Source organism: Streptomyces sp. NPDC057424 (assembly GCF_042803315.1).
In the GTDB taxonomy this organism is placed as follows: Bacteria; Actinomycetota; Actinomycetes; order Streptomycetales; family Streptomycetaceae; genus Streptomyces.
Map to the genome: position 1 here is coordinate 1 of NZ_JBHVCP010000083.1, position 25,042 is coordinate 25,042.

General features: G+C 71.5%; 23 protein-coding genes and 1 pseudogene. 14 read left to right on the plus strand and 10 right to left on the minus strand.

Annotated elements, in window-relative coordinates; genetic code table 11:
- Positions 1 to 51: 51 nt before the first annotated feature.
- Genes tyrS through ACFU3E_RS35765 form a run of 3 tightly spaced genes read right to left on the minus strand, consistent with a single transcriptional unit; the run spans position 52 to position 4,279 of the window.
- Positions 52 to 1,320, minus strand: a complete 1,269-nt coding sequence (gene tyrS / locus ACFU3E_RS35755) for a tyrosine--tRNA ligase (RefSeq protein WP_384168133.1) — start codon at positions 1,318 to 1,320, stop codon at positions 52 to 54.
- 44 nt (positions 1,321 to 1,364) lie between these two features.
- Positions 1,365 to 2,759, minus strand: a complete 1,395-nt coding sequence (locus ACFU3E_RS35760) for a metallopeptidase TldD-related protein (RefSeq protein WP_384168136.1) — start codon at positions 2,757 to 2,759, stop codon at positions 1,365 to 1,367.
- Complete coding sequence (locus ACFU3E_RS35765; RefSeq protein WP_384168139.1) at positions 2,756 to 4,279, minus strand: TldD/PmbA family protein; 1,524 nt, start codon at positions 4,277 to 4,279, stop codon at positions 2,756 to 2,758. The genes ACFU3E_RS35760 and ACFU3E_RS35765 overlap by 4 nt, the downstream gene beginning before the upstream one ends.
- Before the next feature lie 269 nt (positions 4,280 to 4,548).
- Here ACFU3E_RS35765 and fabG point away from each other — a divergent pair, with 269 nt between their 5' ends.
- The 3 genes from fabG to ACFU3E_RS35780 all read left to right on the plus strand — a co-directional run bounded on the left by fabG (position 4,549) and on the right by ACFU3E_RS35780 (position 6,553).
- Positions 4,549 to 5,268 carry a 3-oxoacyl-[acyl-carrier-protein] reductase gene (gene fabG, locus ACFU3E_RS35770; protein WP_384168142.1) on the plus strand — a complete coding sequence of 240 codons (720 nt, stop codon included), beginning with the start codon at positions 4,549 to 4,551 and terminating at the stop codon, positions 5,266 to 5,268.
- 5 nt (positions 5,269 to 5,273) lie between these two features.
- Positions 5,274 to 6,041: an enoyl-ACP reductase FabI gene (gene fabI / locus ACFU3E_RS35775; protein ID WP_248501591.1), complete on the plus strand. Its 768-nt coding sequence runs from the start codon at positions 5,274 to 5,276 to the stop codon at positions 6,039 to 6,041.
- Between the two features lie 161 nt (positions 6,042 to 6,202).
- Positions 6,203 to 6,553 (plus strand): hypothetical protein, encoded by a 351-nt coding sequence (locus tag ACFU3E_RS35780; protein ID WP_384168145.1) that lies wholly within the window; start codon positions 6,203 to 6,205, stop codon positions 6,551 to 6,553.
- On the opposite strand, the gene ACFU3E_RS35785 is transcribed toward ACFU3E_RS35780, so the two are convergent.
- Entirely contained in the window at positions 6,531 to 7,223 is a 693-nt protein-coding gene (locus ACFU3E_RS35785) for a FadR/GntR family transcriptional regulator (protein ID WP_384168148.1), read from the minus strand. The genes ACFU3E_RS35780 and ACFU3E_RS35785 overlap by 23 nt on opposite strands.
- A 70-nt stretch (positions 7,224 to 7,293) precedes the next feature.
- Between ACFU3E_RS35785 and ACFU3E_RS35790 the strand changes: the two genes are divergently transcribed.
- From ACFU3E_RS35790 to ACFU3E_RS35805, 4 genes are all read left to right on the plus strand, one after another.
- On the plus strand, positions 7,294 to 8,673 hold the full coding sequence (locus ACFU3E_RS35790; protein ID WP_384168151.1) for a CynX/NimT family MFS transporter: 1,380 nt from the start codon (positions 7,294 to 7,296) through the stop codon (positions 8,671 to 8,673).
- Positions 8,674 to 8,740: 67 nt separating this feature from the next.
- The gene (locus tag ACFU3E_RS35795) at positions 8,741 to 8,857 is read left to right on the plus strand and encodes an SGM_5486 family transporter-associated protein (RefSeq protein ID WP_384168154.1); all 117 of its coding nucleotides are present in this window, start codon (positions 8,741 to 8,743) and stop codon (positions 8,855 to 8,857) included.
- A 165-nt stretch (positions 8,858 to 9,022) separates the two neighbouring features.
- On the plus strand, positions 9,023 to 9,229 hold the full coding sequence (locus tag ACFU3E_RS35800; protein ID WP_384168157.1) for a hypothetical protein: 207 nt from the start codon (positions 9,023 to 9,025) through the stop codon (positions 9,227 to 9,229).
- Between the two features lie 65 nt (positions 9,230 to 9,294).
- On the plus strand, positions 9,295 to 9,813 hold the full coding sequence (locus ACFU3E_RS35805; RefSeq protein ID WP_384168159.1) for a SixA phosphatase family protein: 519 nt from the start codon (positions 9,295 to 9,297) through the stop codon (positions 9,811 to 9,813).
- A 58-nt stretch (positions 9,814 to 9,871) separates the two neighbouring features.
- On the opposite strand, the gene serB is transcribed toward ACFU3E_RS35805, so the two are convergent.
- Complete coding sequence (serB, locus tag ACFU3E_RS35810) at positions 9,872 to 11,098, minus strand: phosphoserine phosphatase SerB (protein WP_384168162.1); 1,227 nt, start codon at positions 11,096 to 11,098, stop codon at positions 9,872 to 9,874.
- Between the two features lie 129 nt (positions 11,099 to 11,227).
- Positions 11,228 to 13,321 (minus strand): streptophobe family protein, encoded by a 2,094-nt coding sequence (locus ACFU3E_RS35815; RefSeq protein ID WP_384168165.1) that lies wholly within the window; start codon positions 13,319 to 13,321, stop codon positions 11,228 to 11,230.
- 242 nt (positions 13,322 to 13,563) lie between these two features.
- Between ACFU3E_RS35815 and ACFU3E_RS35820 the strand changes: the two genes are divergently transcribed.
- On the plus strand, positions 13,564 to 16,083 hold the full coding sequence (locus ACFU3E_RS35820; protein ID WP_384168168.1) for an FHA domain-containing protein: 2,520 nt from the start codon (positions 13,564 to 13,566) through the stop codon (positions 16,081 to 16,083).
- A gap of 90 nt (positions 16,084 to 16,173) precedes the next feature.
- Here ACFU3E_RS35820 and ACFU3E_RS35825 read toward each other — a convergent pair whose 3' ends face one another.
- The 3 genes and pseudogenes from ACFU3E_RS35825 to ACFU3E_RS35835 all read right to left on the minus strand — a co-directional run bounded on the left by ACFU3E_RS35825 (position 16,174) and on the right by ACFU3E_RS35835 (position 18,982).
- Positions 16,174 to 16,902, minus strand: a complete 729-nt coding sequence (locus ACFU3E_RS35825; protein WP_384168171.1) for a transglycosylase SLT domain-containing protein — start codon at positions 16,900 to 16,902, stop codon at positions 16,174 to 16,176.
- A 343-nt stretch (positions 16,903 to 17,245) separates the two neighbouring features.
- A complete protein-coding gene (locus tag ACFU3E_RS35830; protein WP_384168174.1) occupies positions 17,246 to 18,289 on the minus strand; it encodes an S-adenosylmethionine:tRNA ribosyltransferase-isomerase in 1,044 nt (347 codons plus the stop codon).
- Positions 18,286 to 18,982: pseudogene (locus ACFU3E_RS35835) on the minus strand (SDR family NAD(P)-dependent oxidoreductase). The gene ACFU3E_RS35830 and the pseudogene ACFU3E_RS35835 overlap by 4 nt, the downstream one beginning before the upstream one ends.
- 235 nt (positions 18,983 to 19,217) lie before the next feature.
- Here ACFU3E_RS35835 and ACFU3E_RS35840 point away from each other — a divergent pair.
- The 3 genes from ACFU3E_RS35840 (at position 19,218) to ACFU3E_RS35850 (ending at position 21,425) form a co-directional block, all read left to right on the plus strand.
- On the plus strand, positions 19,218 to 20,396 hold the full coding sequence (locus tag ACFU3E_RS35840) for a GAF domain-containing sensor histidine kinase (RefSeq protein WP_384168177.1): 1,179 nt from the start codon (positions 19,218 to 19,220) through the stop codon (positions 20,394 to 20,396).
- Positions 20,389 to 21,030, plus strand: a complete 642-nt coding sequence (locus ACFU3E_RS35845) for a response regulator (RefSeq protein ID WP_384168180.1) — start codon at positions 20,389 to 20,391, stop codon at positions 21,028 to 21,030. Before ACFU3E_RS35840 ends, ACFU3E_RS35845 begins: the two co-directional genes overlap by 8 nt.
- 152 nt (positions 21,031 to 21,182) lie before the next feature.
- Positions 21,183 to 21,425 (plus strand): chaplin, encoded by a 243-nt coding sequence (locus tag ACFU3E_RS35850; protein ID WP_384168183.1) that lies wholly within the window; start codon positions 21,183 to 21,185, stop codon positions 21,423 to 21,425.
- A 234-nt stretch (positions 21,426 to 21,659) separates the two neighbouring features.
- On the opposite strand, the gene ACFU3E_RS35855 is transcribed toward ACFU3E_RS35850, so the two are convergent.
- Positions 21,660 to 22,445: a hypothetical protein gene (locus tag ACFU3E_RS35855; protein ID WP_384168185.1), complete on the minus strand. Its 786-nt coding sequence runs from the start codon at positions 22,443 to 22,445 to the stop codon at positions 21,660 to 21,662.
- 161 nt (positions 22,446 to 22,606) lie between these two features.
- On the opposite strand from ACFU3E_RS35855, the gene ACFU3E_RS35860 reads away from it, so the two are divergent.
- From ACFU3E_RS35860 to ACFU3E_RS35870, 3 genes are all read left to right on the plus strand, one after another.
- Complete coding sequence (locus ACFU3E_RS35860) at positions 22,607 to 23,404, plus strand: ABC transporter ATP-binding protein (RefSeq protein ID WP_384168188.1); 798 nt, start codon at positions 22,607 to 22,609, stop codon at positions 23,402 to 23,404.
- A gap of 96 nt (positions 23,405 to 23,500) precedes the next feature.
- Entirely contained in the window at positions 23,501 to 23,932 is a 432-nt protein-coding gene (locus ACFU3E_RS35865) for an NfeD family protein (RefSeq protein ID WP_384168191.1), read from the plus strand.
- 131 nt (positions 23,933 to 24,063) lie between these two features.
- Positions 24,064 to 25,020 carry an SPFH domain-containing protein gene (locus tag ACFU3E_RS35870; protein ID WP_384168194.1) on the plus strand — a complete coding sequence of 319 codons (957 nt, stop codon included), beginning with the start codon at positions 24,064 to 24,066 and terminating at the stop codon, positions 25,018 to 25,020.
- The last annotated feature ends 22 nt before the right edge of the window (positions 25,021 to 25,042 follow it).

A 25,042-nucleotide genomic window follows, 5' to 3' on the forward strand; every position in this document is an offset into this window, starting at 1 on the left:
CGGCGAAGGGGGCGGCCTCCGGAAACGGAGACCGCCCCCTTCGCCGTGCTCTCAGCCGCCCGTGACCTCGACCGCCGCCAGGTTCTTCTTGCCCCGGCGCAGCACCAGCCAGCGGCCGTGCAGCAGGTCCTCCTTGGCGGGGACCGCGTCCTCGCCGGCGACCTTGACGTTGTTCACGTAGGCGCCGCCTTCCTTGACCGTGCGGCGCGCGGCCGACTTGCTGGCCACCAGGCCGACCTCGGCGAACAGGTCCACGGCCGGGCCGAGCTCGGCCACCTGGACGTGCGGCACCTCCGACAGGGCCGCGGCCAGCGTCCTCTCGTCCAGCTCCGCCAGCTCGCCCTGCCCGAAGAGGGCCTTGGACGCGGCGATCACGGCGGCCGTCTGGTCGGCGCCGTGCACCAGCGTCGTCAGCTCCTCGGCCAGCGCGCGCTGCGCGGCACGGGCCTGCGGACGCTCCTCGGTCTGCCGCTCCAGCTCCTCCAGTTCCTCGCGGGAACGGAAGGACAGGATGCGCATGTACCGGGAGATGTCCCGGTCGTCCACGTTCAGCCAGAACTGGTAGAACGCGTACGGCGTCGTCATCTCCGGGTCGAGCCAGACGGCGCCGCCCTCGGTCTTGCCGAACTTGGTGCCGTCCGCCTTGGTCATCAGCGGTGTCGCCAGCGCGTGCACGTTCGCGTGCGGCTCCAGGCGGTGGATCAGGTCCAGGCCCGCCGTCAGGTTGCCCCACTGGTCGCTGCCGCCCTGCTGCAGCGTGCAGCCGTAGCGCCGGTAGAGCTGGAGGAAGTCCATGCCCTGCAGGAGCTGGTAGCTGAACTCCGTGTAGCTGATGCCCTCGGACGACTCCAGGCGCCGGGCCACGGAGTCCTTCGTCAGCATCTTGTTGACGCGGAAGTGCTTGCCGATGTCCCGGAGGAACTCGATCGCGGAGAGGTTCTCCGTCCAGTCGAGGTTGTTGACCATGACGGCCGCGTTCTCGCCCTCGAAGTCCAGGAACGGCTCGATCTGGGCACGCAGCTTGGCGACCCAGCCGGTGACCGTCTCCGGGTCGTTCAGCGTGCGCTCCGCGGTCGGGCGCGGGTCGCCGATCAGACCCGTGGCACCGCCGACCAGCGCCAGCGGCCGGTGACCGGCCTGCTGGAGCCGGCGCACGGTGAGTACCTGCACCAGATGTCCCACGTGCAGTGACGGCGCTGTCGGGTCGAAACCGCAATAGAACGTGACGGGACCGTCCGCGAGCGCCTTGCGCAAAGCGTCCTCGTCAGTGGACAGGGCGAACAGCCCGCGCCACTTCAGCTCGTCGACGATGTCCGTCACGGTTCTCGTATCTCCTCGAGTGGGCTCGTAAATCAGGTACGAGGTTATACGCCCTGGCTGACAGAACTCATATTGAAGTCAGGCACCCGCAGGGCCGGCATCGCGGCCCTGGTGAACCAGTCGCTCCACTCCCTCGGCAGCGTCTTCCCGGTCCGCCCCGCCTCCGTGGCCCGGCCGAGCACCCCGACCGGCGACTCGTTGAACCGGAAGTTGTTCACCTCGCCCGTCACCTCGCCGTTCTCCACGAGGTAGACGCCGTCCCGGGTCAGGCCGGTGAGCAGCAGCGTCGCCGGGTCGACCTCGCGGATGTACCACAGGCAGGTCAGCAGCAGCCCGCGCCCGGTGTTCGCGACCATCTCGTCCAGGGAGCGGTCCCCGCCCCCGTCCAGGACGATGTTGTCGATGCCCGGCGCGACGGGCAGGCCGGTCAGGCCCGCGCTGTGCCTGCTCGTCGTCAGGTGCCGCAGCTCGCCCTCGCGCATCCACTCGGTGGGCGCGAGCGGCAGCCCGTTGTCGAACACCGACTGGTCGCCCCCGGAGGAGTGCGCGATCACGAAGGGGGCCGACTCCAGGCCCGGCTCGTTCGGGTCGCTGCGCAGGGTCAGCGGCAGGTCGGTCAGCTTCTCGCCGACCCGCGTGCCGCCGCCTGGCTTGGAGAACACCGTGCGGCCCTCGACCGCGTCCCGGCCCGACGCCGACCACATCTGGTAGATCAGCAGGTCCGCCACGGCCGTCGGCGGCAGCAGCGTCTCGTAGCGCCCGGCGGGCAGCTCCACCCGCCGCTCGGCCCACCCCAGGCGCACCGCCAGTTCCGCGTCCAGGGCCGCCGGGTCGACGTCCTTGAAGTCCCGCGTGGAGCGCCCGGCCCACGCGGACCGGGTCCGGTCCGGTGACTTGGCGTTCAGCTCCAGCGTCCCGTTCGGCTGGTCGTGCCGCAGCCGCAGACCCGTCGACGTGCCGACGTACGACGACACCAGCTCGTGGTTGGCGAAGCCGTACAGTTCGCGGCCGCCCGCACGCGCGCGTGCGAAGGCCTCGCCGAGGGCGGGAGCGAAGTCGGTGAACACGGCGGAGGAGGTCTCGGCGGGCGCCTGAGTGAACTCCGGTGACTGCGCCACACCCGTGACCAGCGGCTGCGCGTCCTCGGCGGGTGCCGCGCCGCGCGCGGCGGCCTCTGCGGCCCGCACCAGGGGCTCCAGCTCGTCGGGGGTCACGGCGGACCGTGACACGACCCCGGAGGCGGTGCCCTCCTTGCCGTCGACCGTGGCGACGACGGTGAGCGTGCGCCCTCGGGTGACGCCGTTCGTGGTCAGCGCGTTGCCCGCCCAGCGCAGATTCGCGGTGGACTGCTCGTCGGCGATGACGACGCAGCCGTCCGCCCGGGACAGTTCGAGGGCGCGCTCGACGACCTCGTGCGGCTTGCTGGAACGCGCGCTCATCGACCGGCCTCCTGGGTCGTATTGAGGATGTTGACGCCCTTGAAGAGGGCCGACGGGCAGCCGTGCGAGACGGCCGCGACCTGACCCGGCTGGGCCTTGCCGCAGTTGAAGGCGCCACCGAGCACGTAGGTCTGCGGTCCGCCCACCGCGGACATCGAGCCCCAGAAGTCGGTGGTCGTCGCCTGGTAGGCGACGTCGCGCAGCTGCCCGGCGAGCCGCCCGTTCTCGATGCGGTAGAAGCGCTGACCGGTGAACTGGAAGTTGTAGCGCTGCATGTCGATCGACCAGGACCGGTCGCCGACGACGTAGACGCCGCGCTCCACACCCCCGATCAGGTCCTCGGTCGACATCCCGGCCGGGTCCGGCCGCAGCGACACGTTGGCCATGCGCTGCACCGGCACGTGCCCGGGGGAGTCGGCGTAGGCGCAGCCGTTGGACCGCTCGAAGCCCGTCAGCCTCGCGATCCGCCGGTCCAGCTGGTAGCCGACGAGGGTGCCGTCCTTGACCAGGTCCCAGGACTGGCCCTCGACGCCCTCGTCGTCGTACCCGACGGTGGCCAGGCCGTGCTCGGCGGTGCGGTCACCGGTGACGTTCATCAGCTCCGAGCCGTAGCGCAGCCTGCCCAGCTGGTCGAAGGTGGCGAAGGAGGTGCCGGCGTAGGCGGCCTCGTAGCCGAGCGCCCGGTCGAGCTCGGTGGCGTGCCCGATGGACTCGTGGATGGTCAGCCACAGGTTGGACGGGTCGACGACCAGGTCGTACAGACCCGGCTCCACGCTCGGCGCGCGCATCTTCTCGGCGAGCAGTTCCGGGATCCGCTCCAGCTCGCCCTCCCAGTCCCAGCCGGTGCCCGTCAGGTACTCCCAGCCGCGTCCCACCGGCGGCGCGAGGGTGCGCATCGAGTCGAACTCGCCGCTCGACTCGTCCACCGAGACGGCGTTGAACACCGGGTGCAGCCGCACCCGCTGCTGCGTGGTCACGGTCCCGGCCGTGTCGGCGTAGAACTTGTTCTCGTGGACCGTGAGCAGCGAGGAGTCGACATGGTCGACCCCGTCGGCGGCCAGCAGCCGCGCGCTCCACTCCGCGATCAGCCCGGCCTTCTCCTCGTCGGGCACCGTGAAGGGGTCGATCTCGTACGACGAGATCCACGTCTTCTCGGCGTGCACCGGCTCCCCGGCCAGCTCCACCCGCTCGTCCGACCCGGCCGCCTTGATCACCTGGGCGGACAGCCTGGCCATCGCCACCGCCTGCCCGGCGACCCGGGCGGCGGCGTCCATGGTGAGGTCGACGCCGGACGCGAAACCCCACGTACCGCCGTGCACCACCCGCACCGCGTAGCCGAGGTCGGTGGTGTCCGACGACCCGGCGGGCCTGGCGTCCCGGAACCGCCAGGAGGCGCCCCGCACCCGCTCGAACCGGAAGTCCGCGTGCTCGGCGCCCAGCGCACGCGCGCGTGCGAGGGCCGCGTCGGCGAGGGCGCGCAGGGGGAGGGCCGTGAAGGCCTCGTCGATGGTATGAGGCACCGCCGTCTCTTTCTGTCGAGGTGACCGTGGTTGCCGTGCGTCTGACTGCTCCGATCATGTCGTCCATCCCGCGCGCGGGCCATGAGTTTCCGGAGCCGGACCCGCGGCTTTCTGTAGGGATCCGACAGCGACTCCCGTACGCCACTGTCGGTGCCCGATTGTCCGCGGGCCTGCCCGGACCGATAGGTTTTCGAGGAAGCCGCCTGTCATCACCGCCTGTCGTCCAGGCGGCCGGGCGGGCATCAGACCGCTATCGAAAGGGTGATCCGTTGAGCCGCTCGGTTCTCGTCACCGGAGGCAACCGGGGCATCGGCCTCGCCATCGCCCGCGCTTTCGCCGATGCCGGCGACAAGGTCGCCATCACATACCGCTCGGGTGAGCCGCCGGCCGCCCTGACGGACCTGGGCTGCCTGGCCGTCAAGTGCGACATCACCGACACCGAGCAGGTGGAGCAGGCCTACAAGGAGATCGAGGAGGCCCACGGCCCCGTCGAGGTTCTCGTCGCCAACGCCGGCGTCACCAAGGACCAGCTCCTGATGCGCATGTCCGAGGAGGACTTCACCTCGGTCATCGACACCAACCTCACCGGCACCTTCCGCGTCGTCAAGCGTGCCAACCGGGGCATGCTGCGCGCCAAGAAGGGCCGCGTCGTGCTCATCTCCTCAGTGGTCGGACTGCTCGGCTCGGCGGGGCAGGCGAACTACGCCGCCTCCAAGGCCGCCCTGGTCGGCTTCGCGCGCTCCCTCGCCCGTGAGCTGGGCTCGCGCAACATCACCTTCAACGTCGTCGCGCCCGGCTTCGTCGACACCGACATGACCAAGGTGCTCACCGACGAGCAGCGCTCCGGCATCGTGTCGCAGGTCCCGCTCGGCCGGTACGCACAGCCGGAGGAGATCGCCGCGACGGTGCGGTTCCTCGCCTCGGACGACGCCTCGTACATCACTGGAGCCGTCATCCCCGTTGACGGCGGACTGGGAATGGGTCACTGATCACCATGAGCGGAATTCTCGAGGGCAAGCGCATCCTGATCACGGGTGTGCTGACGGAGTCCTCCATCGCCTTTCACACCGCCAAGCTGGCCCAGGAGCAGGGCGCCGAGATCATCCTCACGGCGTTCCCGCGGCCCACGCTGACCGAGCGCATCGCCAAGAAGCTGCCCAAGCCCACCAAGGTCATCGAGCTCGACGTGACGAACGACGAGCACCTCGGCCGGCTCGCCGACATCGTCGGCGAGGAGCTCGGCGGCCTCGACGGGGTCGTCCACTCCATCGGCTTCGCCCCGCAGGACGCCCTCGGCGGCAACTTCCTCAACACGCCGTTCGAGTCGGTCGCCACGGCCATGCACGTCTCGGCGTACTCCCTGAAGTCGCTCACCATGGCCTGCCTGCCGCTGATGCAGAACGGCGGCTCCGTCGTCGGTCTGACGTTCGACGCGCAGTTCGCCTGGCCGCAGTACGACTGGATGGGCCCGGCCAAGGCCGCCCTGGAGGCCACCAGCCGCTACATGGCCCGCGACCTGGGCAAGCAGAACATCCGCTGCAACCTGGTCTCGGCCGGCCCGCTCGGCTCGATGGCCGCCAAGTCCATCCCGGGCTTCGGCGAGCTCGCCTCCGTGTGGGACTCCCGCTCCCCGCTGGAGTGGGACCTGAAGGACCCCGAGCCGGCCGGCCGCGGTGTCGTCGCCCTGCTGAGTGACTGGTTCCCGAAGACCACGGGCGAGATCGTCCACGTCGACGGTGGTCTGCACGCCATCGGAGCCTGACCGCCCCTGTGCCGCCGACGCCCCGTTTCCCGCAGCGCGCGGGAAGCGGGGCGTCACCCGTTCGGCTCAGCCGGCCGGGCGGGGGAGGCCCGCAACTGGGCACTCTGGAGTACGCGTTCACCACCCGAGTCCCTCCCCAGTACGGCCGAGGAGGTCCCCTTGTGCGCTTGTCCCGCCGAACGGCCTCACTGTCCGTCGCCGCCGCGCTGGTGCTGACCCTGGCGTACGAGGCGGTGCCCGGCGCGCGCGTGCCCGCCGGCGAGAACGCGTCCGCGGAGCCCTTCGGCGCCGCGTGCCGGATCCGCGTGACCGGCTCCAAGGTGACCGCGTACTGCCACAACCCCTACCCGGTGACCGACCGTGTGAGCCTGCACGTCGAGTGCGCCCGCTGGTGGGACATCGACACCGACAGCGCACCGGTGGCGGCCGGGCCCGCGCAGACCGTGCGGCTGACGGGGCGGTGCTGGAAAGAGGTCGGCGACGTGTGGATCAGTCACCGGCGGGAGAGCTGATCCCGCCCGGGCGGCACAGGAACGGGTAGCGGGCCGCCTCCGCCGCGGCCGTGTCCGCCTCGCCCACGCGGATCGCCTCGAGCAGCCGCCCGTGGTCCATGTACGTCTCCGGGGTCAGCTTCTCGCCGACGTCCTCGCGCAGCCAGTCCCGCAGCACCTCGCCCAGGTCCGCGTACATGGCCGTCATCACGTCGTTGTGGGAGGCGGACACGACGGCCAGGTGGAATGTGGCGTCCGCGGTCACGAACGCCTCCTTGTCGCCCGACTCCCAGGCCTCCTCGCGCCGCAGCAGCAGCGCGTCGAGCTGTTTGAGGTCCTTCTCCGTACGCCGCCCGGCGGCCAGCCGGGCTGCGGCCGACTCCAGCGTGGAGCGCAGCTCGGCGATGTGCCGGGGATCTGCTTCGGCGAACCGCCGCTGCATCACGCCCGCCAGCTCGCTCGTCGCCACGACGTACGTGCCGGAACCCTGCCGGATGTCCAGCAGACCGTTGTGCGACAGGGCGCGGACGGCCTCCCGGACCGTGTTGCGGGCGACACCCAGCTGCTCGACCAGTTCCGGCTCGGTCGGGATACGGGAGCCGACCGGCCACTCGCCCGAGGTGATCTGGGCCCGCAGCGCGGCGATGACCTGCTCGGACAGGGCCGAGCGACGGGGATGACTCAGAGGCATGGCTCACCTTCGCACGACCGGGGCGCCGGAGGGCAGCCGAAGACTCGACAGTCAATCATCCTATGATTCTATGATGGGTCTCATGCCTAGTGAGGAATCCCGGACGATGCCGCCCCCGACCGTACGCAGCTCGGCCGCGCACGACACCGGGAAACCGGGTGGCGCGTCCGCGCGGGCATGGCCGACGCGGCTGCTCGTCCTCGGCATCGTGCTGGCCGCGCTGAACCTCCGCCCCGCCATCACCAGCCTCGGCGCCCTCCTGGAGGAGGTCCGCGACGGGCTCGGCATGAGCGGCAGCGTGGCCGGGCTGCTGACCTCCGTGCCGCCGCTGTGCTTCGCCGTCTTCGGCGTCATGGCCCCGAGGCTCGCCCGCCGCTTCGGGGCGGGTGCCGTGGTGTGCGCCGGCATGGCCGCCATCGCCACCGGTCTGCTGATACGGCCCTACGCCGGCGGCACAGCCGGCTTCCTGGCCGGCAGCGCCCTGGCTCTCATGGGCATCGCGGTCAGCAACGTCCTGATGCCGGTCATCGTCAAACACCGGTTCCCCGACCGCGTGGGTTCCATGACCGGCCTGTACTCGATGGCCCTCGCCCTCGGCACGGCCCTCGCGGCCGCGGTGACGGTCCCCCTGACCGACACCCTCGGAGGCGGCTGGCAGACGGGCCTGGCCCTGTGGGCGGGGCTCGCCGCGGCGGCCGTCCTGCCGTGGCTGCCCTTCGTCCGGGGGCACGTGACGCCGCCCGGGGCGGGGGAGAACGCTGCCGAGGCGGCGCCCGGTGGCGACGCGCCCATGGCGGACCGGGCAACGGCGACGGGGACACCGGCCCCCACTTCGACGGAGCACGCGCGCGTGGAGGCGCCCCGGCTGCGGATCGCCCGGAGCCGTACCGCCTGGGCGCTGGCCGTCTTCTTCGGGCTCCAGGCCACCGCCGCCTACATCACCATGGGCTGGATGGCGCAGATCTTCCGGGACGCCGGTGTCCCCGCCGGCACCGCGGGCCTGCTGCTGGCGGTCACCATGGTGATGGGCGTGCCCCTGGCCTTCGTCATACCCCGCCTGGCCACCCGGCTGCCCCACCAGGGCCCGATAGTGCTCGCCCTGGGTGTCTGCGGCCTCACCGGTTACGCCGGGCTGTACCTCGCGCCCGCCGCCGGCGCCTGGGCCTGGGCCCTGCTGCTCGGCGTCGCCAACTGCGCCTTCCCGCTCGCCCTGACCATGGTCGGCATGCGGGCCAGGACCGGCACGGGCGTGGCCCAGCTGTCGGCGTTCGCACAGAGCACCGGCTACCTCATCTCCATTCCCGGCCCGCTCCTGGTGGGCGTTCTCTACCAGCACAGCGGCGGCTGGGGCCTGCCGATCGCGCTGATGAGCGCCCTGATGATCCCGCAGATGGCCGTCGGCTTCCTGGCCGGCCGCGACCGCACGGTGGAGGACGAGGCCGCCCGCTGAGACCCGCCCAGGGGGCCGGGAGCCACCCCGGGCGTCCGGCGTGCACCGCGGGTGGGAGACTTGCCCCATGCCAGCGCTCGACCCGAATCCCCAGCACGGTCAGAAGAAGTTGCTGCTCGTGTTCGGCGCCTTCTTCGCGATCTTCATCGTCATCGCCGTCATCGCGACCATCGCCTCGCCGTGACCGGCGCACACGCGGCCCATGGTGGGGCTGGCCCCCCTGTCCCCTAGGGGGTGAGGGTCAGGGTCAAGTGGGTGGGTCACCGGATGGGGCGGCAGCCGCGGATTCCGTAACTTCAAGTGTGTGACCGCGAGACGGTCACCGACCACTCGAAGAGCGGAGGCACCCATGTCGGCCCCCACGCACACCCGGCCCCACCCGGCGACCCGGGCCGGTGCCGCCGGCCGGCTGCCCTGGTGGGCCCTCGCCCTGCCCGTGCTCGCCTTCACCGCGCTGCTCGCCCTCATCCTGAACCCGTCCGAGGCGCACGCGGCCAGCGGCGACCCTGCCATCCCCCACCTCCTCGAGCGTGTGCAGCAGCTGATAGCCCGCTGATCACGGCCGAAGCCGGTGGTCAACTCCCTGCGCCCGATGGCGTGTTTCATGCGAAGCTGGATCTCATGAGCGTCGCAGAATCCCGCAGGATTGTCCTCTTCCGTCATGCGAAAGCCGACTGGCCGCAGGTGAACGATCACGAGCGTCCGCTCGCCGACCGGGGCCGCATGGAGGCGGCGGAGGCCGGGCGCAGGCTGACCGACACCGGTATCGCCTTCGACCTGGCCCTGTGCTCCACCGCGGTCCGGACCCGGGAGACCTGGAAGCTCGCCGTCCAGGAGTTCCCGCAGCGGCCGAAAACCGTCTACGAGGAGCGGATCTACGAGGCCTCGCCGGGCGAGCTGATCGCCCTGCTCAACGAGAGCCCGGACGACGCGCAGAACATCCTCATGGTCGGACACAATCCGGGCATCCAGGGCCTCGCCGACGTCCTGGCGGGCTCGGGCGAGGACGACGCCCGGGAGCGGATGACCCGCCGCGGGTTCCCGGCCGCCGCCTTCGCCGTGCTGTCGTTCGGCGGCACGTGGAAGAGCCTGGAACCGGGCACGGCCACGCTGCGGGACTACTGGGCGCCGGCCGAGTGACGATCTCCACCTGACAGGGGCCCGGCGCCGGTGCGGTGCCGGGCCCCTCCTGGCCGGTTCAGACGATGTCGAGGGTGTCCGCCGCCTCGACCTCTTCGCGCGTGACGCCCAGCAGGTACAGGACCGTGTCGAGGAAGGGGAAGTTCACCGCGGCGTGCGCGGCCTCCCGCACCACCGGCTTGGCGTTGAAGGCGACACCGAGACCGGCCGCGTTCAGCATGTCCAGATCGTTGGCGCCGTCACCGATCGCCACCGTCTGCGACAGCGGCACACCCGCCTCCGCGGCGAACCGGCGCAGCAGCCGGGCCTTGCCCGCGCGGTCCACGATCTCGCCGGTGACCTTGCCGGTCAGCCTGCCGTCGACGATCTCCAGGGTGTTGGCGTGGGCGAAGTCCAGCCCGAGCCGTTCCTTCAGATCGTCGGTGACCTGGGTGAATCCACCCGAGACGACACCGACTTGGTAACCGAGCCGCTTCAGCGTACGGATCAGGGTGCGGGCGCCCGGCGTCAGCCGCACGTCGCTGCGCACCTTGTCCACGACCGAGGCGTCCAGCCCCTCCAGCAAGGCCACGCGCGCGTGCAACGACTGCTCGAAGTCCAGCTCCCCGCGCATCGCGGCCGCCGTCACCTCGGCGACCTTGTCCTCGCAGCCGGCGTGTGCGGCGAACAGCTCGATGACCTCGTCCTGGATGAGCGTCGAGTCGACGTCCATGACGACCAGGCGCTGCGCACGCCGGTACAGACCGGCGGCGACGACCGCCACGTCGATGCCGAGCCGCGCCGCGTCCGTCACCAGGGCGGTGCGCAGCGGTTCGGTCTCCACGCCGGAGACGGCGAACTCGACGGCGGTCACCGGGTACTTGGCGAGCCGGAAGATACGGTCGATGTTGCCGCCGGTCTTCGTGATCCGCGAGGCGATGGCGGCCGTCGCCTCGGCAGTGAGCGGATGCCCGAGCACGGTGACCAGGGAGCGGCCCAGCCCGCGCGGCCGGTTGTCGCCCAGGCCGGAGATGATCTCCGCCTGCATCCTCATCGACTCGGCCCAGCTGTGGACGGTCGCCCGGAGGTCTCCCTCGAGCCCGGGGGGCGGCTCGGTCACGAGCGCGCACAGCACCATTCGGCCACGGGTGACGACCTGCTCGATGTCGACGACGTCGACGGAGTAGGCGGCGAGGGTGTCGAAGAGGCCGGCGGTGATGCCCGGCCTGTCCTTGCCGAAGATCTTCACAAGGAGGGTGGGGACGTCGGCAGGGACGTCGGAAGACGAGGTCTGCGAAGCGCTCATGGTGGTTCCACCGTATCCGGCGGGCAGCGCACGCCGCCCCTGAGGTCCGTCTGGCGGACAGCGAACACTGCATGGCGCGTCGATGGCCTGAACGGTACGTACCGGTACGGCGTCCGCCGCCCTCGCCGGTCATCTCCCGCCGCGCGGCTTCCGCGGCGGCGGGGGAGGCGGCGGGGGAGGCGGCGGCCCGTTCCCGTTCCGCGGCCCGGGCGACTGCCGGGGGCCACGCGGCGGCGGCCCGACCTGCCGTACGACGGTGGGGGCGCCGTAGACGTCGCCGGGCGCGGGGGGCTCGTCGCCCGCAGGTGTGCCGCCCTCGGGCCCGGGGGCGCCATGGAGGGGCCGTTCCGCCCCGGTAGGCCGGGCGTCCTCCGGCTCTCGCAGCTCGTCCGGCACCCGGAGGTACGGGTTGGTGTCCGGGTCGGGCGGCCGGTACGGCGTACCCGGTGCGTACGGTCCGGCTCCTTCACCGCGCGATGCCCACCGGCCCCGTTCCTCCTCCCGGACCCCGGGCCTCCCGGCACCGTCGCCGCCCCCGGCCCCTGACCGGGCCTGTCCGCCGCCCTGGCGGTGTCCCGTCGGGCCCGGGCCGCCCCGGATCGCGGCTTGTCCGGCACCGGCATCGTCCCCAGGCCGCCTCGTACCGACCCCCGGCCGGGCCTGCTGCCCGTTCCCCTCGCCGTGCCCCGTCGCCCCCCGGCCGCCCCAGGTCTCCTCCCGCCCGGCACCGGCCCCGTACCCGGCCCCGTACCCGGCCTGCCGAGCACCTGCTCGGGGCTCACCCCGCCCCACCCCGTACTCGCCCGGCAGGCTCCCCGCCCCACCGGCCCCGGCCGGCCCGTCCCCCCGGGTCAACGCCGCAGCCCGCCGCCCCGCCGCCCCGCACCCCCACGCGAGCAACGCCCCCACGGCCCCGGCCCCGGCACCCCAGACCGCGCCCAGCAGCAAGGCCAGGCCCAGGTCGCCGTGCAGTTCGATGCCCGCGCCGAAGGCGTCGAAGCCGAGTACGGACAGGGAGGCGGTCACCGAGACGTCCGACAGCCAGGCCTGCAGCGGCAGGGCGAGCGCGGTCGCCACCCCCAGCCGCAGCCCGCACCGGCCCGCGAAACCAACGGCACCTGCCTCCCCTCCGACCGGAGTCCGCACCCCCGTCAGCACGCCCGCCAGCAGCATCATCAACGCCGCCGCCACCGCCAGCAGCCACACCCGCCCGTCCAGCTCCGCCAGCCGTCCCAGCGTCACCGGCCGGCCGGCCCCGGCACCGAGCAGGTCGTCCAGCGGTTCCGGCAGGAACCGCGTCGCTTCTCCCGTCGCACGTCCGTCCCACGGCACGAACAGGCCGAGCGGGATGCCCAGCCACACCCCGTTCGGCGCCCCGAGCAGCGCCGCGCCGGCGACGCGCGCGGGACGGTCGTCGCCCATCGCCGCGTACGCCGCCGCCGCGCACCCCGCCGCCACCGCCACCAGCAGCACGGCCACCACCGCCGACACGGCCGGCCGCACGACCCGGTGCACGGCCTCCCAGCCTCGCGGCAGCGGCGTACGGCGCGAGGCCAGCAGCGCGACGAGCAGGATCCCGGCCGACCAGCCGAACCCGCCGAGCAGCGTCGGGGCGGTGTCGACCGAGAAGCCGACCGCGGCCTGCGCGCCGACCAGGTCGCCGAGCCGGTCCGGCAGCAGCCCCCCGATGTCCCCGAGCCCCGGGATCTCGACGCCCCCGCTCCCGCCGGTCACGTCGTCCAGCCCCAGCGAGCCCCCGTCGATCGTGATGACGTCGTGCCCCGCCCACGCCAGCCCGCCCAGCATCGCCACGAACAGCGCCACCACCGAGCCCGCCCGCGCGAGCAGTTCGGCCCGCGAGATCACAACTCCCGCCGCCCGCAAGGACCGCAGGAAGAACCACGACAGCAGAATCGCCCCGACCAGGCTCACCCCCAGTGGCGTGATCTCGACGGCCGTGTCCGCCTCCACACCCGTGAGGCCGAACGCCGACACATCACCGGACGGCGTGACCGAACCACCCGCCCCGAGGGCCACCACCGCCGCGGTCATCGGCCCCAACGAGCCCGCCGTGTCCGCCTCCAGCAGCCGCAGGCCCAGCGCCGCCGTCCCCGCCATCCCGATCAACGCCCAGCTCACTGCGGCCACGGCGGACATCAGCACGTCCCCCCACGGCACGCGCGCGTCGTCCCTCGCCGTCCCGGCCTCTGCTCCGGCACCCATGGCAGACCCCCCGATCCGCTGCGCGGCAGGGACACCATGCGTGTCCCCCTCGCGTCGAAATACCACTCTCCGGCCCGGTTTCAACCCCGTCAACGGAATCGGCCGAAGCGTCCGAACGCGGTCTTCACAAGGCCCGACTTTCGGTCAGGGGGCCGCTCCTGAAATAGTTCCCCCCGATGTTCGACATCCCTAGACTCCCCATGTCGGGGGATAACTCGGGGGACAACTCAGTGGGGCATGGAGTGCCGGAACTCGTACTGGAATCAAACGGACGTACCTGGACGCTTGACGCGTCCAGGGCATACACCCTCGGACGTGATCCGCAGGGGGACGTCGTCTTCGACGACGCCAGGGTCTCCTGGCGTCACGCCACGGTCAGCTTCAACGGCCGCAGTTGGGTCATCGAGGACCACGGCAGCACCAACGGCACGTTCGTGCAGGGACAGCGGATCCATCAGATGGAGCTCGGTCCCGGCTCGGCCGTCAACCTGGGCAACGCCACCGACGGCCCGCGCCTGAACCTGTCCGGCGCCGCGGCCTCCGTCGCCACGCCGCAGGCCCAGCCCCAGCAGCCGTACGCCGCGCAGGGCGCGAACCCCGGCTGGGGCCAGCAGACTCCGGCCCAGCCGCCGCCGCAGCAGCAGGCCCCCCAGGCCGGCTGGCAGCAGCCGCAGGCCGCGGCACCCATCCCGCAGCAGCAGGGCCCCGGCGGTGTCGCGGGGGCACCGCCGGTCCACGGCGACCGCAGCCCGACCACGTTCCACCAGTTCTCCCTCGGCCGCGTGATGCGCATCGGCCGTGCCCTGGAGAACGAACTGGTCGTCTCCGACCTGCAGGTCTCCCGGAACCACGCCGAGTTCCACGCCACGCCCGACGGCCGCATGGAGATCCGGGACCTCGGCTCGCACAACGGCACGTACGTCAACGGCCAGCCCATCGCCAAGGGCGGTTCGCAGCTGCTCGGCCCGACCGACGTCGTCGGCGTCGGCCATTCGACGTTCCGCATCGTCGGCGACCGGCTCGAGGAGTTCGTCGACACCGGTGAGGTGTCCTTCTCCGCCCGCCATCTGACCGTCACGGTCGACGGCGGCAAGCAGATCCTCAAGGACGTCTCCTTCGGTGTTCCGGAGAAGTCGCTGATCGCGGTCATCGGCCCGTCCGGCTCCGGCAAGTCGACCCTGCTCAAGGCGCTCACCGGCTACCGCCCCGCCAACCAGGGCGAGGTGCTGTACGACAACCGGAACCTCTACAAGCAGTTCGCCGAGCTGCGCCAGCGCATCGGTCTGGTCCCGCAGGACGACATCCTGCACAAGGAGCTGACCGTCAAGAAGGCCCTCAAGTACGCGGCCAAGCTGCGCTTCCCGGCCGACACCACGGCCGCCGAGCGCGAGGCCCGCATCGACGAGGTGCTGCGCGAGCTCAAGCTCGACATCCACAAGGACAAGAAGGTCACGTCCCTCTCCGGCGGCCAGCGCAAGCGCGTCTCGGTCGCCCTGGAGCTGCTCACCAAGCCCTCGCTGATCTTCCTGGACGAGCCGACCTCCGGCCTCGACCCGGGCATGGACCGCGACGTCATGCAGTTGCTGCGCGGCCTGGCCGACGACGGCCGCACGGTCCTGGTCGTCACCCACTCGGTGGCCGAGCTGGCGATCTGCGACAAGCTGCTGGTGATGGCACCGGGCGGCTCGGTCGCCTACTTCGGCCCGCCCGAGGAGGCGCTGAACTTCTTCGGCTACGACACCTGGGCCGATGTCTTCTCCGCCTTCGAGAACTACCGCGACTACGACTGGGCGGGCCGCTGGAAGGGCTCGCAGCACTACCAGATGTACGCCGCGGACATCGACGCCGTTGCGCCGCAGTCCGTACAGGTTCCGCAGATGCAGGCGATGAAGCCGCCGAAGCCGCAGGGCTGGATGTCCCAGTTCGTCACGCTCGTCCGGCGCTACGTCTCGGTGATCGCGTCCGACAAGGGCTTCCTCGCCCTGATGGTGATCCTGCCGGCCGTGCTCGGCGCGGTCAGCCTGCTCATCGACGCCGACAAGGGCCTGCTGCCCAACCCGGCCAACCCGCAGACCGGCCGGATCATCCCGAACGGCACGGCCACCACCGTTCTGCTGATCCTCGCGGTCGGCGCCTGCTTCGCGGGCGCGGCGAACTCGGTCCGAGAACTGATCAAGGAACGCGTCATCTACGAGCGGGAGCGGGCGACCGGCCTGTCCCGCTCGGCGTACCTGATGTCGAAGGTGTTCGTGCTCGGCATGATCACCGTGCTCCAGGGCCTGCTGGTCGGCGTCATCGGCTTCTCCAGCCGCGAGATCCCCGAGGAGGGTCTGGTCCTCGGCAGCGCAACCCTCGTCGAGCTCTCCATCCCGATCATGGCGCTGGGCTTCACCTCGATGATGTTCGGCCTGATCATCTCCTCGCTGGTGAAGACCGCCGAGAAGACCATGCCGCTGCTGGTGATGTTCGCCATCATCCAGGTCGTCTTCACCGGCTGCCTGTTCACGCTGCACGGCTCGATCGGCGTCAACCAGTTCTCGTTCCTGATGCCGTCGCGCTGGGCGGTCGCCGCCTCCGGTGCCACGCTGGACTTCAACAAGATCAGCCCGCCCGAGACGGCCGGCGACACCGACCCGCTGTGGGAGCACACGGTCGGGGCCTGGGCCATGGACATGGGCGCGCTCCTCGTCCTCGGCGTGATCTGCGGCTTCTTCGTGGCCCGCTTCCTGCGCCGCCACGAGCCCGAGGTCATGCGCAAGTAGTCACCGCCGTACGACGCCCGAAGGGCGGCACCCCGTCAGCAGGGTGCCGCCCTTCGGCGTTCGTACAGCGAGCAGAGGTCCGCGCCAGCCTCAGTACGCGCTGTCGACGTTGTCCATGGAGCCGTACTTGTCGGCCGCGTAGTTGCAGGCGGCGGTGATGTTGGCGACCGGGTCGTAGATGTCCCAGGAGGTGCCGGGGACGTGCCAGTGCTTGAAGGTCGGCGGGATGACCTGCAGCAGCCCCTTCGACGGGATGCCGTTGATGGCGTTGATGTCCCAGTTGTTGATCGCCTTCGGGTTACCCGAGGACTCCCGCATGATGTTGCGGTGGATGCCGTCGTAGGACGCCGGGATGTCGTGCTTCTTCAGGATGGCGAGCGACTCGCGGATCCAGCCGTCGAGGTTGTTCGGGTAGCTCTTGACGGCGGCCTTCTTGGCCTGGGCGCGCTTGGCGTCGCGGCTCGCGGCCTCCTTGGCCTTGCGCGCGGCCTCGGCCTTCTTCTTCGCCGCCTCGGCGGCAGCCTTCTTCTTGGCGGCGGCCGCGGCGTCGGCCTTCTTCTTGGCCGCGATCTGCTCCGCCTTCAGGCTGGCGCCGGCCATCTGGTCCGTGACGCTCGCCTTGACGTCCTTGATCTGCTCGGTGCTGTACGCCACCGCAGCCGGCTGAGCGGCCTCGGTCGTGGTCTTGGTCGAGGCGCCGCTCGGCACCGCGGAGAACCCGATGGCGGCGGCGCCGAGGGTGGCGACACCGGCCATGGCGATCTTGTGGTGACGGGTCAGGCTGCGACTCTGAACACGGCTGAAGATGTTCTTGGGCATGCTGCTGTGGACCTCTTCGAATAGCGCGGGAGTCGCTCGGCGTCCGGCGTTGGACTCGGTGTGTTTCCGACACAAACGCCGCGGAGGTGAACCCACGGCGCTGAGCGACGTCAGCAATTCTTAGCGGCCGCAAAATGGCGTGGCAAAGGTGTGACGTACGAAAGGAGGTAGTGGATCAGGGAGGGGCAAATCGGGGCAGACTGGACCGTATGTGCCGCTCAATAGGGGCGGCTTTGTCTCCTACGTCCCTTCGTACGTGACGTGGGTCCTATGCGGGGGCTCACACCGCCCCTAGATCAGTCTCACGGCCAGTTGCACGAGCGATGCTCTGTGTGAGGCCCTTTCAGGGCAGCACGAGGTGCACGTCCCCGAACTCGTGCCACAGGTACCGGCCCTGGAGCGCGGCCTCGTACCCCCGCTGGATCGCCTCGCGCCCCGCAACCGCCTCCAGCATCAGCAGATGCGAGGCCTCCGGCTCGTGCAGCCCGGTCAGCAGCCCGTCCACCACCCGCACCCCGCGCTCCGGCGTGACGACGAGATCCGTCCACCCCGCACACGCGCGTACGGCCCCGTCCCCGCCCACCGCCGATTCCACGGCCCGCACCGCCGTCGTCCCGACCGCCACGACCCGGCCCCCACCGCCCTTGGCGGCGTTGATCAGCCGCGCCGACGCCTCCGGCACCGCGAAGCGCTCCGGGTACGGCGGCTCGTGCGCCTCCGCCGAGGCCACCCCCGTGTGCAGCGTGACCGGCGCGAACTGCACCTCCCGGCTCACCAGCTCCGCCACCAGCCGGGCCGTGAAGGGCCGCGCCGCGCTCGGCATCTCCGCACTGCCCGCCCCGTCCGCCGACGGCAGCGCGAACACCGTCTGGTACACGGACAGCGGCTGGTCCCGCTCCGTGTAGGCATAGCGAACGGGCCGCCCGTACTCCCGCAACAACCCCGGCACCCCCGGCCCGGACACCCGAGCCCACCACAGCCGCTCGCTGCCCCCGGTCAGCGGCTCCTCCAGAACGAGCCGTACGCCCCCCGGCAGACCCACCTCCCTCCCCGCGGGCCCACCCGCACGCGCGCGCGTGGTGCCCCGCCCGTCGGGCTCCCGCAGCTCCACCGCCCAGCGCCCGTCGTCCCCGCGCGTGGAGAAATGCACCACCACGCGCGCGTGCCCGGTCCATCCGTCCACGGCCGCCGCCAGCGTGGCCGAGGTGTTGACCACGAGCAGATCCCCGGCCCGCAGCAGCAGCGGCAGCTCCGTGAACGTGTGATGCGCCACCTCGGCACCGCGCGACACCAGCATCCGTACGGCGTCCCGCTCCAGCCCGGGCCGCCGCTGCTCGACGGGTACCCGGGCCGACAGCTCCTCCGGCACCCGCACCGCCAGTGTCATCGGGCCCCGTCCAGCAGAGCCGGAGCCAGGTACCGCCCGCTCACCCGACGCTCGTCCAGCAGCCGCAGGAACCCCGGCACCACAGCCGCCGGCTCCGGCCTCCGCTCCCGGTCCTCCGGTACGGCCGCCGCGTACAGGTCCGTGGCCATGTCCCCGGGGTCCACCGCCCAGATCCTCAGCGCCGGCTCCTCCACGGCGAGCACGGCCTGCAGATGCTCCAGGGCCGCCTTGGACGCCCCGTAGCCGCCCCAGGTCTCGTAGGCCTCGACGGCCGCGTCCGAACCGACCGCGACCACGGTGCCCGCCTGCGAAGCCCGCAGCAGCGGCAACGCCTCCTGGACCAGGCCGAGCCCCGCCACCAGGTTCACCTCCAGCGCCCGGCGCAACCCCTCCAGGGGCAGCTCCTCCAGCCTGACCAGTGGCTCGGCGTCCAGCGCGCCGGCGTTGTGCACCAGCAGGTCTACCCCGCCCAGCCGCCAGGCCGCCGACACCAGCTCCGCCCGGTGCGCGGCGTCCGCGACGTCCCCGGGCAGGGCGGACGCGCGTGCCGTACGCGGAGACGACCTCGGCCGTGTCCGCCAGCGCCCCGGCACCTCTGGCGTCGAGCACCAGGTCCCAGCCCCGCCCTGCCAGGGCCTCGGCCAGTGCCCGGCCCAGACCCTTCGACGCCCCGGTGATGATCGCAACCGGCATGATCTGCTCCCTCGTCGTGATCGCGTGCCCCAAACCTAGGAACGCGGCCGCCCGGGCCGCCTCGGACGCGGGCCGCAATACACCGGGTCCCTTCGCCCTACGCCACGGGCCCGGCGCCCCCGGTCCTGCATCCGGCATCCGGCCGTCTCGGCCCCGCGACCTAGGTCCACCGGACCGGGCGCCCGCCGCCACCGGCCCGATCCGCGCTGTCACAGCCCGCCGGTACCGTGAGGACATGAGTCACGGCCCCCGGTCCGGCCTCGCCGCGGTGAGTTCCGCGTTGCTGGCCATGAGCAGGCATCTCGAGGTGCGCGACGTCCTCAAGACGATCGTCGCCTCGGCCCGCGAACTGCTCGACGCGCAGTACGCCGCGCTCGGCGTCCCGGACGACCACGGCGGTTTCGCCCAGTTCGTCGTCGACGGTGTCAGCGAGGAGGAGTGGAAGGCCATCGGCCCCCTCCCGCGCCAGCACGGCATCCTCGCCGCGATGCTGCGCGAGGCCAGGTCCGAGCGCCTCGCGGACGTCCGCAAGGACCCTCGCTTCGAGGGCTGGCCGAAGGCCCACCCGGACCTGGTCGACTTCCTGGGCCTGCCGATCCGTGACGGCGACGAGGTCATCGGCGCCCTCTTCCTCGCCAACAAGCTGCGTCCTGTGGGCGGAGAACCCCCACACCCGCCGTGCCCCGAGCCGGAAGGAAGCTGTGGCTTCACGGCGGACGACGAGGAACTGCTCGGCATCCTCGCCCAGCACGCGGCGATCGCCCTCACCAACGCCCGCCTCTACGAGCGCAGCCGGGAACTGACCATCGCCGAGGAGCGCTCCCGCCTCGCCCACGAACTGCACGACGCGGTCAGCCAGAAGCTGTTCTCCCTCCGCCTGACCGCCCAGGCCGCGGCCCGCCTGGTGGACCGCGACCCTTCCCGCGCCAAGGGTGAACTCCAGCAGGTGGCCGCCCTGGCCGCCGAGGCCGCAGACGAACTGCGCGCGGCGGTCGTCGAGTTGCGCCCCGCCGCCCTCGACGAGGACGGCCTCGTGGCCACCCTGCGGACGCAGATCCAGGTCCTCGACCGGGCCCACAGCGCGTGCGTCACCTTCGCCGGTCACGGGGTGAAGGCCCTGCCCGCCTCCCAGGAGGAGGCCCTCCTGCGCGTCGCCCAGGAGGCCCTGCACAACGCCCTGCGCCACTCCGGCGCCGACCACGTCGACGTGACCCTGGACCGCAGCGGCAGCGGAGCCGTCCTGAGGGTCACGGACGACGGCGGCGGATTCGACCCGACGGCGGTCCGCCACGCGGGACGCCATCTGGGCCTGGTCTCCATGAGGGACCGGGCGAGCGGCGCCGGCGGCACGCTGACCGTGGAATCGGCGCCCGGCAAGGGCACCGTGATCGAGATGGAGGTCCCCGGTGGCTGACGCAATCAGGGTGCTGCTCGTCGACGACCACCAGGTCGTCCGCCGGGGCCTGCGCACCTTCCTCGAAGTGCAGGACGACATCGAGGTCGTCGGCGAGGCGGCGGACGGTGCCGAAGGAGTCGACCGCGCCGAGGAGTTGAAGCCCGACGTCATCCTCATGGACGTCAAGATGCCGGGCATGGACGGCGTCGACGCCCTGCGCAGACTCCGAGAGCTGGACAACCCCGCGCGCGTGCTGGTCGTCACCAGCTTCACCGAGCAGCGCACGGTGGTCCCGGCCCTGCGCGCCGGCGCCGCCGGGTACGTCTACAAGGACGTCGACCCCGACGCCCTCGCCGGAGCCATCCGCTCGGTCCACGCCGGGCACATCCTCCTCCAGCCGGAGGTCGCCGGCGCCCTGCTGGCCCAGGAGGAGACCAACTCGGGCACCGGAAGGGCCGGTTCGCTGACCGAGCGGGAGCGCGAGGTGCTCGGCCTCATCGCGGACGGCCGCTCCAACCGGGAGATCGCCCGCGCGCTCGTCCTCTCCGAGAAGACCGTCAAGACCCACGTGTCGAACATCCTGATGAAACTCGACCTGGCCGACCGGACACAGGCCGCCCTGTGGGCTGTTCGCCACGGAGTGACTGGCTGACACGCCCCGGGGCAACACGGAAGGTTGCGCTCCGGACCGAGATTCATACTGTCGTGGGAACGTCCCTCGGATGGCGCAACCTCGATGGATCTCCGCCGTTCTCCAGTGCGTGCTGCGGCGCCTGCCGCGGCAATCGCAAGGAGGGCTCAGAAGTGAAGAACCTGAAGAAGGCAGCGGCCGTGACGATGGTGACGGGTGGCCTGCTGGCCGCCGGCGCGGGCATGGCCTCCGCCACCAGCGCGCACGCCGACGGCCAGGCCGTGGGCTCCCCGGGTGTCGGCTCGGGCAACGTCGTCCAGGCCCCGGTGCACGTCCCGGTCAACGTGTCCGGCAACAGCGTGAACGTCGTGGGCATCCTGAACCCGGCCTTCGGCAACCACGCCGTCAACCACTGACACTCCACCTCCGTCTCCGAGCCGGAGGTGACACCGGCCTCCCAGCAACTCCTGGGAGGCCGGCCTGCTCAGGGGGCTTCGGATGGACCTCCGCGGCGTCGCCTGAGGTCCATCCGAAGCCCCCTGGCCGCGGGCGTCATGCCGCTCGGGGGAGGGGCGCAGGGGCACCCAGCACCGCCGGGCTGCGCACGCACCCGGCCCCAGCAAAGACGCCGGGCACCTCACGACTGGCAGTCACCGCACCCCCCGCTCCCGCTCCTCCACAACGGAGTTGTACGCAGCCACCTGCGCCCTGCGCGCCGTCCGCTCCACCGGCCGCAACGCCTCCCGTCGCGCAGAGATCTCGGACGAACTCACCGCGCCCCCGTGCCCGCTCTCCGTCGCCACAGCGATCAGCGCCCCCACCCGCTGCGCCAGCTCCAGCACCCGCACCGCCCGCGGCGGATACCCCGGCGCCAGCACCTCCCGCCCCCGCTCGGCCCGCGCCCGGTACGCATCGATCGCCGCCTCCGCCACCGGCCCCGACCCCGCCACATCCAGCCTTGTCAGCGTCTGGGTGGCCTCCCGCAGGGCCTCCGCCAGCTCCCGTTCGGCCTCACCGAGCGACGGCACATCCGCCGGCGGCGCCTCCCGCACGGGCAGCACACGCCACACCACCTCGACCTGCACACCCACCGGTCCGGCCTCGTACACGTCCGGCACCAGCCCGAGGGCGGCTCCGTGACAGACCACCGCCTCCTCGGCCTCCAGCGCCCGCGCGTTGAACTCCGGCGGCCCGCTCAGCCCCAGCGGATGCCCCGGCGCGGGCAGCGCGACCCGCAGCCCGGTCACCCCGAGCGTCCGCAGCCGTCCCAGCGCCAGAGTGAGCCCCACGGGCGACGACTCCCCGGGGAGCCCCTCCACCCGGTGCACCGCGTCCTCGCCGACGACGGCGAGCGCAGCGTCATCAGGCGAGACAAGTCCGGCCAAAAGGGCATTTCCCCAAGCTGTGAGACGTCCAGCACGTGGTTCCGAGAGCATGCCTCCACCCTAGGACCCTCCAAGGACCGGACCGAGGGAATGCCCCGGTAGGCCGGTGGCGTAGATTTCATGGAGGGCTGCGCCCACCGGCGCGGCGGACCGAGCCACAGGCTTACGCGACAGCCGAGACCGGCCACACTGCAAGGGGAGACAACGCGCTCATGAGCGATGTTCTGGAGCTTCAGGACGTATCCGTGGTCCGTGAGGGCCGGGCTCTGGTGGACCAGGTCTCCTGGTCGGTCAAGGAGGGTGAGCGCTGGGTCATCCTCGGCCCGAACGGCGCCGGCAAGACCACCCTCCTCAACCTCGCTTCCACCTACCTCTTCCCCAGCTCGGGCACCGTCGCCATCCTCGGCGAGACCCTCGGCCGGCCCGGCACCGACGTCTTCGAGCTGCGCCCCCGCATCGGCATGGCCGGCATCGCCATGACCGAGAAGCTCCCCAAGCGCCAGACGGTCCTGGAGACGGTCCTGACCGCCGCGTACGGCATGACCGCCACCTGGCACGAGGACTACGAGGACATCGACGAGCAGCGCGCCCGCGCCTTCCTGGACCGCCTCGGCATGAGCGAGTACCTGGAGCGCAGGTTCGGCACGCTCTCCGAGGGCGAGCGCAAGCGCACCCTGATCGCCCGCGCCCTGATGACCGACCCCGAGCTGCTCCTGCTCGACGAGCCCGCCGCCGGCCTCGACCTCGGTGGCCGAGAGGACCTCGTCCGCCGCCTCGGACGCCTCGCCCTCGACCCGATCGCCCCCTCGATGCTCATGGTCACCCACCACGTCGAGGAGATCCCCCCGGGCTTCACCCACGTCCTCATGATCCGCCAGGGCAAGGTCCTCGCCGCCGGCCCGCTGGAGCTCGAACTCACCTCCCGCAACCTCTCCCTCTGCTTCGGCCTCCCGCTCGTCGTCGAACAGTCCGGCGAGCGCTGGACCGCGCAGGGGCTCCCCCTCTCCTGAGCCCGCCAGACCACCACTCAAATCCCGGGGTGAGAACGGGATTTCACACCACGGGCGCCCTGTCGGTGACCGGGCCCGCGGACCTACCATGACCATGTGGAAATCGACGCATGGCTGTGGTGGCTGATCGGCGCGGCAGCGCTCGGCATCGCGCTCGTGGTGACCGCGATGCCCGAACTCGCGATGCTGGCGGTGGGCGCCGCCGCCGCGGCGGTGGTCACCGGCGTCTTCGGCGGCGGCGCCGTCGCCCAGGTCGCGGTCTTCGCCGTCATCTCGACCGCGGGCATCGCCGTCGTACGGCCGATCGCGAACCGGCACCGCGCTCAGCGGCCCCAACTCGCCACCGGTGTGGACGCGTTGAAGGGAAGACAAGCCGTCGTCCTGGAACGCGTCGACGCCTCTGGCGGCAGGATCAAGCTGGCAGGCGAGGTCTGGTCGGCCCGCGCCCTCGACAGCGACCGCGCTTACGAAGCAGGCCAGGAAGTGGATGTCGTGGACATCGAGGGAGCCACCGCGATCGTCATGTGACCTCGCAGGACGTAACTGGAGTGAACTCCTCGCCAGCTACGCGACGGTCTGTCAGACTCGACCAGCAAGATCTTCGACAACCATAGGATCTGCCGAAGTCGCCGAGGCGGAGAAGGGTACGGGGAACGACGATGGAACCGGTCATCATCGTCCTGATCATTCTGGTGGTGTTGGTCTTCATCGCCCTGATCAAGACGATCCAAGTCATCCCACAGGCCAGCGCGGCCATCGTCGAGCGCTTCGGGCGCTACACGCGGACACTCAACGCTGGCCTCAACATCGTGGTCCCGTTCATCGACACCATCCGCAACCGCATCGACCTGCGTGAGCAGGTCGTGCCCTTCCCGCCGCAGCCGGTGATCACCCAGGACAACCTGGTCGTGAACATCGACACCGTCATCTACTACCAGGTGACCGACGCGCGGGCCGCGACCTACGAAGTCGCCAGCTACATCCAGGCCATCGAGCAGCTCACTGTCACCACGCTCCGCAACATCATCGGTGGCATGGACCTGGAGCGCACCCTGACCTCCCGCGAGGAGATCAACGCGGCCCTGCGCGGCGTCCTCGACGAGGCAACCGGCAAGTGGGGCATCCGCGTCAACCGCGTCGAACTCAAGGCGATCGAACCGCCCACCTCCATCCAGGACTCGATGGAGAAGCAGATGCGCGCCGACCGCGACAAGCGCGCCGCGATCCTCCAGGCCGAAGGTGTCCGGCAGTCCGAGATCCTGCGCGCCGAAGGCGAGAAGCAGTCCCAGATCCTGCGCGCCGAGGGTGAGGCCAAGGCCGCAGCCCTGCGCGCCGAGGGCGAGGCCCAGGCCGTCCGCACGGTCTTCGAGGCCATCCACGCCGGCGACCCGGACCAGAAGCTCCTCTCCTACCAGTACCTCCAGATGCTCCCCAAGATCGCCGAGGGCGACGCCAACAAGCTCTGGATCGTCCCCAGCGAAATCGGCGACGCCCTCAAGGGCCTCTCCGGCGCCATGGGCAACTTCGGTGGCATCGGCGGCGGTTCCGGCAACGGCGGCGCGTCCGGAGCCGGCGTCCCCGCCCAGGAACGCCGCGAGAAGCCGTCCATCGACTGACCCGGCACACACGAAGGGGGCC

Bases quoted from the DNA above. Each gene is read 5' to 3' on its own strand.
- ACFU3E_RS35760 (WP_384168136.1), bottom strand. From the start codon at position 2,759: ATGAGCGCGCGTTCCAGCAAGCCGCACGAGGTCGTCGAGCGCGCCCTC.
- fabI (WP_248501591.1), top strand. From the start codon at position 5,274: ATGAGCGGAATTCTCGAGGGCAAGCGCATCCTGATCACGGGTGTGCTG.
- ACFU3E_RS35785 (WP_384168148.1), bottom strand. From the start codon at position 7,223: ATGCCTCTGAGTCATCCCCGTCGCTCGGCCCTGTCCGAGCAGGTCATC.
- ACFU3E_RS35790 (WP_384168151.1), top strand. From the start codon at position 7,294: ATGATGGGTCTCATGCCTAGTGAGGAATCCCGGACGATGCCGCCCCCG.
- ACFU3E_RS35795 (WP_384168154.1), top strand. From the start codon at position 8,741: ATGCCAGCGCTCGACCCGAATCCCCAGCACGGTCAGAAGAAGTTGCTG.
- ACFU3E_RS35800 (WP_384168157.1), top strand. From the start codon at position 9,023: ATGTCGGCCCCCACGCACACCCGGCCCCACCCGGCGACCCGGGCCGGT.
- ACFU3E_RS35805 (WP_384168159.1), top strand. From the start codon at position 9,295: ATGAGCGTCGCAGAATCCCGCAGGATTGTCCTCTTCCGTCATGCGAAA.
- serB (WP_384168162.1), bottom strand. From the start codon at position 11,098: ATGAGCGCTTCGCAGACCTCGTCTTCCGACGTCCCTGCCGACGTCCCC.
- ACFU3E_RS35815 (WP_384168165.1), bottom strand. From the start codon at position 13,321: ATGGGTGCCGGAGCAGAGGCCGGGACGGCGAGGGACGACGCGCGCGTG.
- ACFU3E_RS35825 (WP_384168171.1), bottom strand. From the start codon at position 16,902: ATGCCCAAGAACATCTTCAGCCGTGTTCAGAGTCGCAGCCTGACCCGT.
- ACFU3E_RS35830 (WP_384168174.1), bottom strand. From the start codon at position 18,289: ATGACACTGGCGGTGCGGGTGCCGGAGGAGCTGTCGGCCCGGGTACCC.
- ACFU3E_RS35840 (WP_384168177.1), top strand. From the start codon at position 19,218: ATGAGTCACGGCCCCCGGTCCGGCCTCGCCGCGGTGAGTTCCGCGTTG.
- ACFU3E_RS35855 (WP_384168185.1), bottom strand. From the start codon at position 22,445: ATGCTCTCGGAACCACGTGCTGGACGTCTCACAGCTTGGGGAAATGCC.
- ACFU3E_RS35860 (WP_384168188.1), top strand. From the start codon at position 22,607: ATGAGCGATGTTCTGGAGCTTCAGGACGTATCCGTGGTCCGTGAGGGC.
- ACFU3E_RS35870 (WP_384168194.1), top strand. From the start codon at position 24,064: ATGGAACCGGTCATCATCGTCCTGATCATTCTGGTGGTGTTGGTCTTC.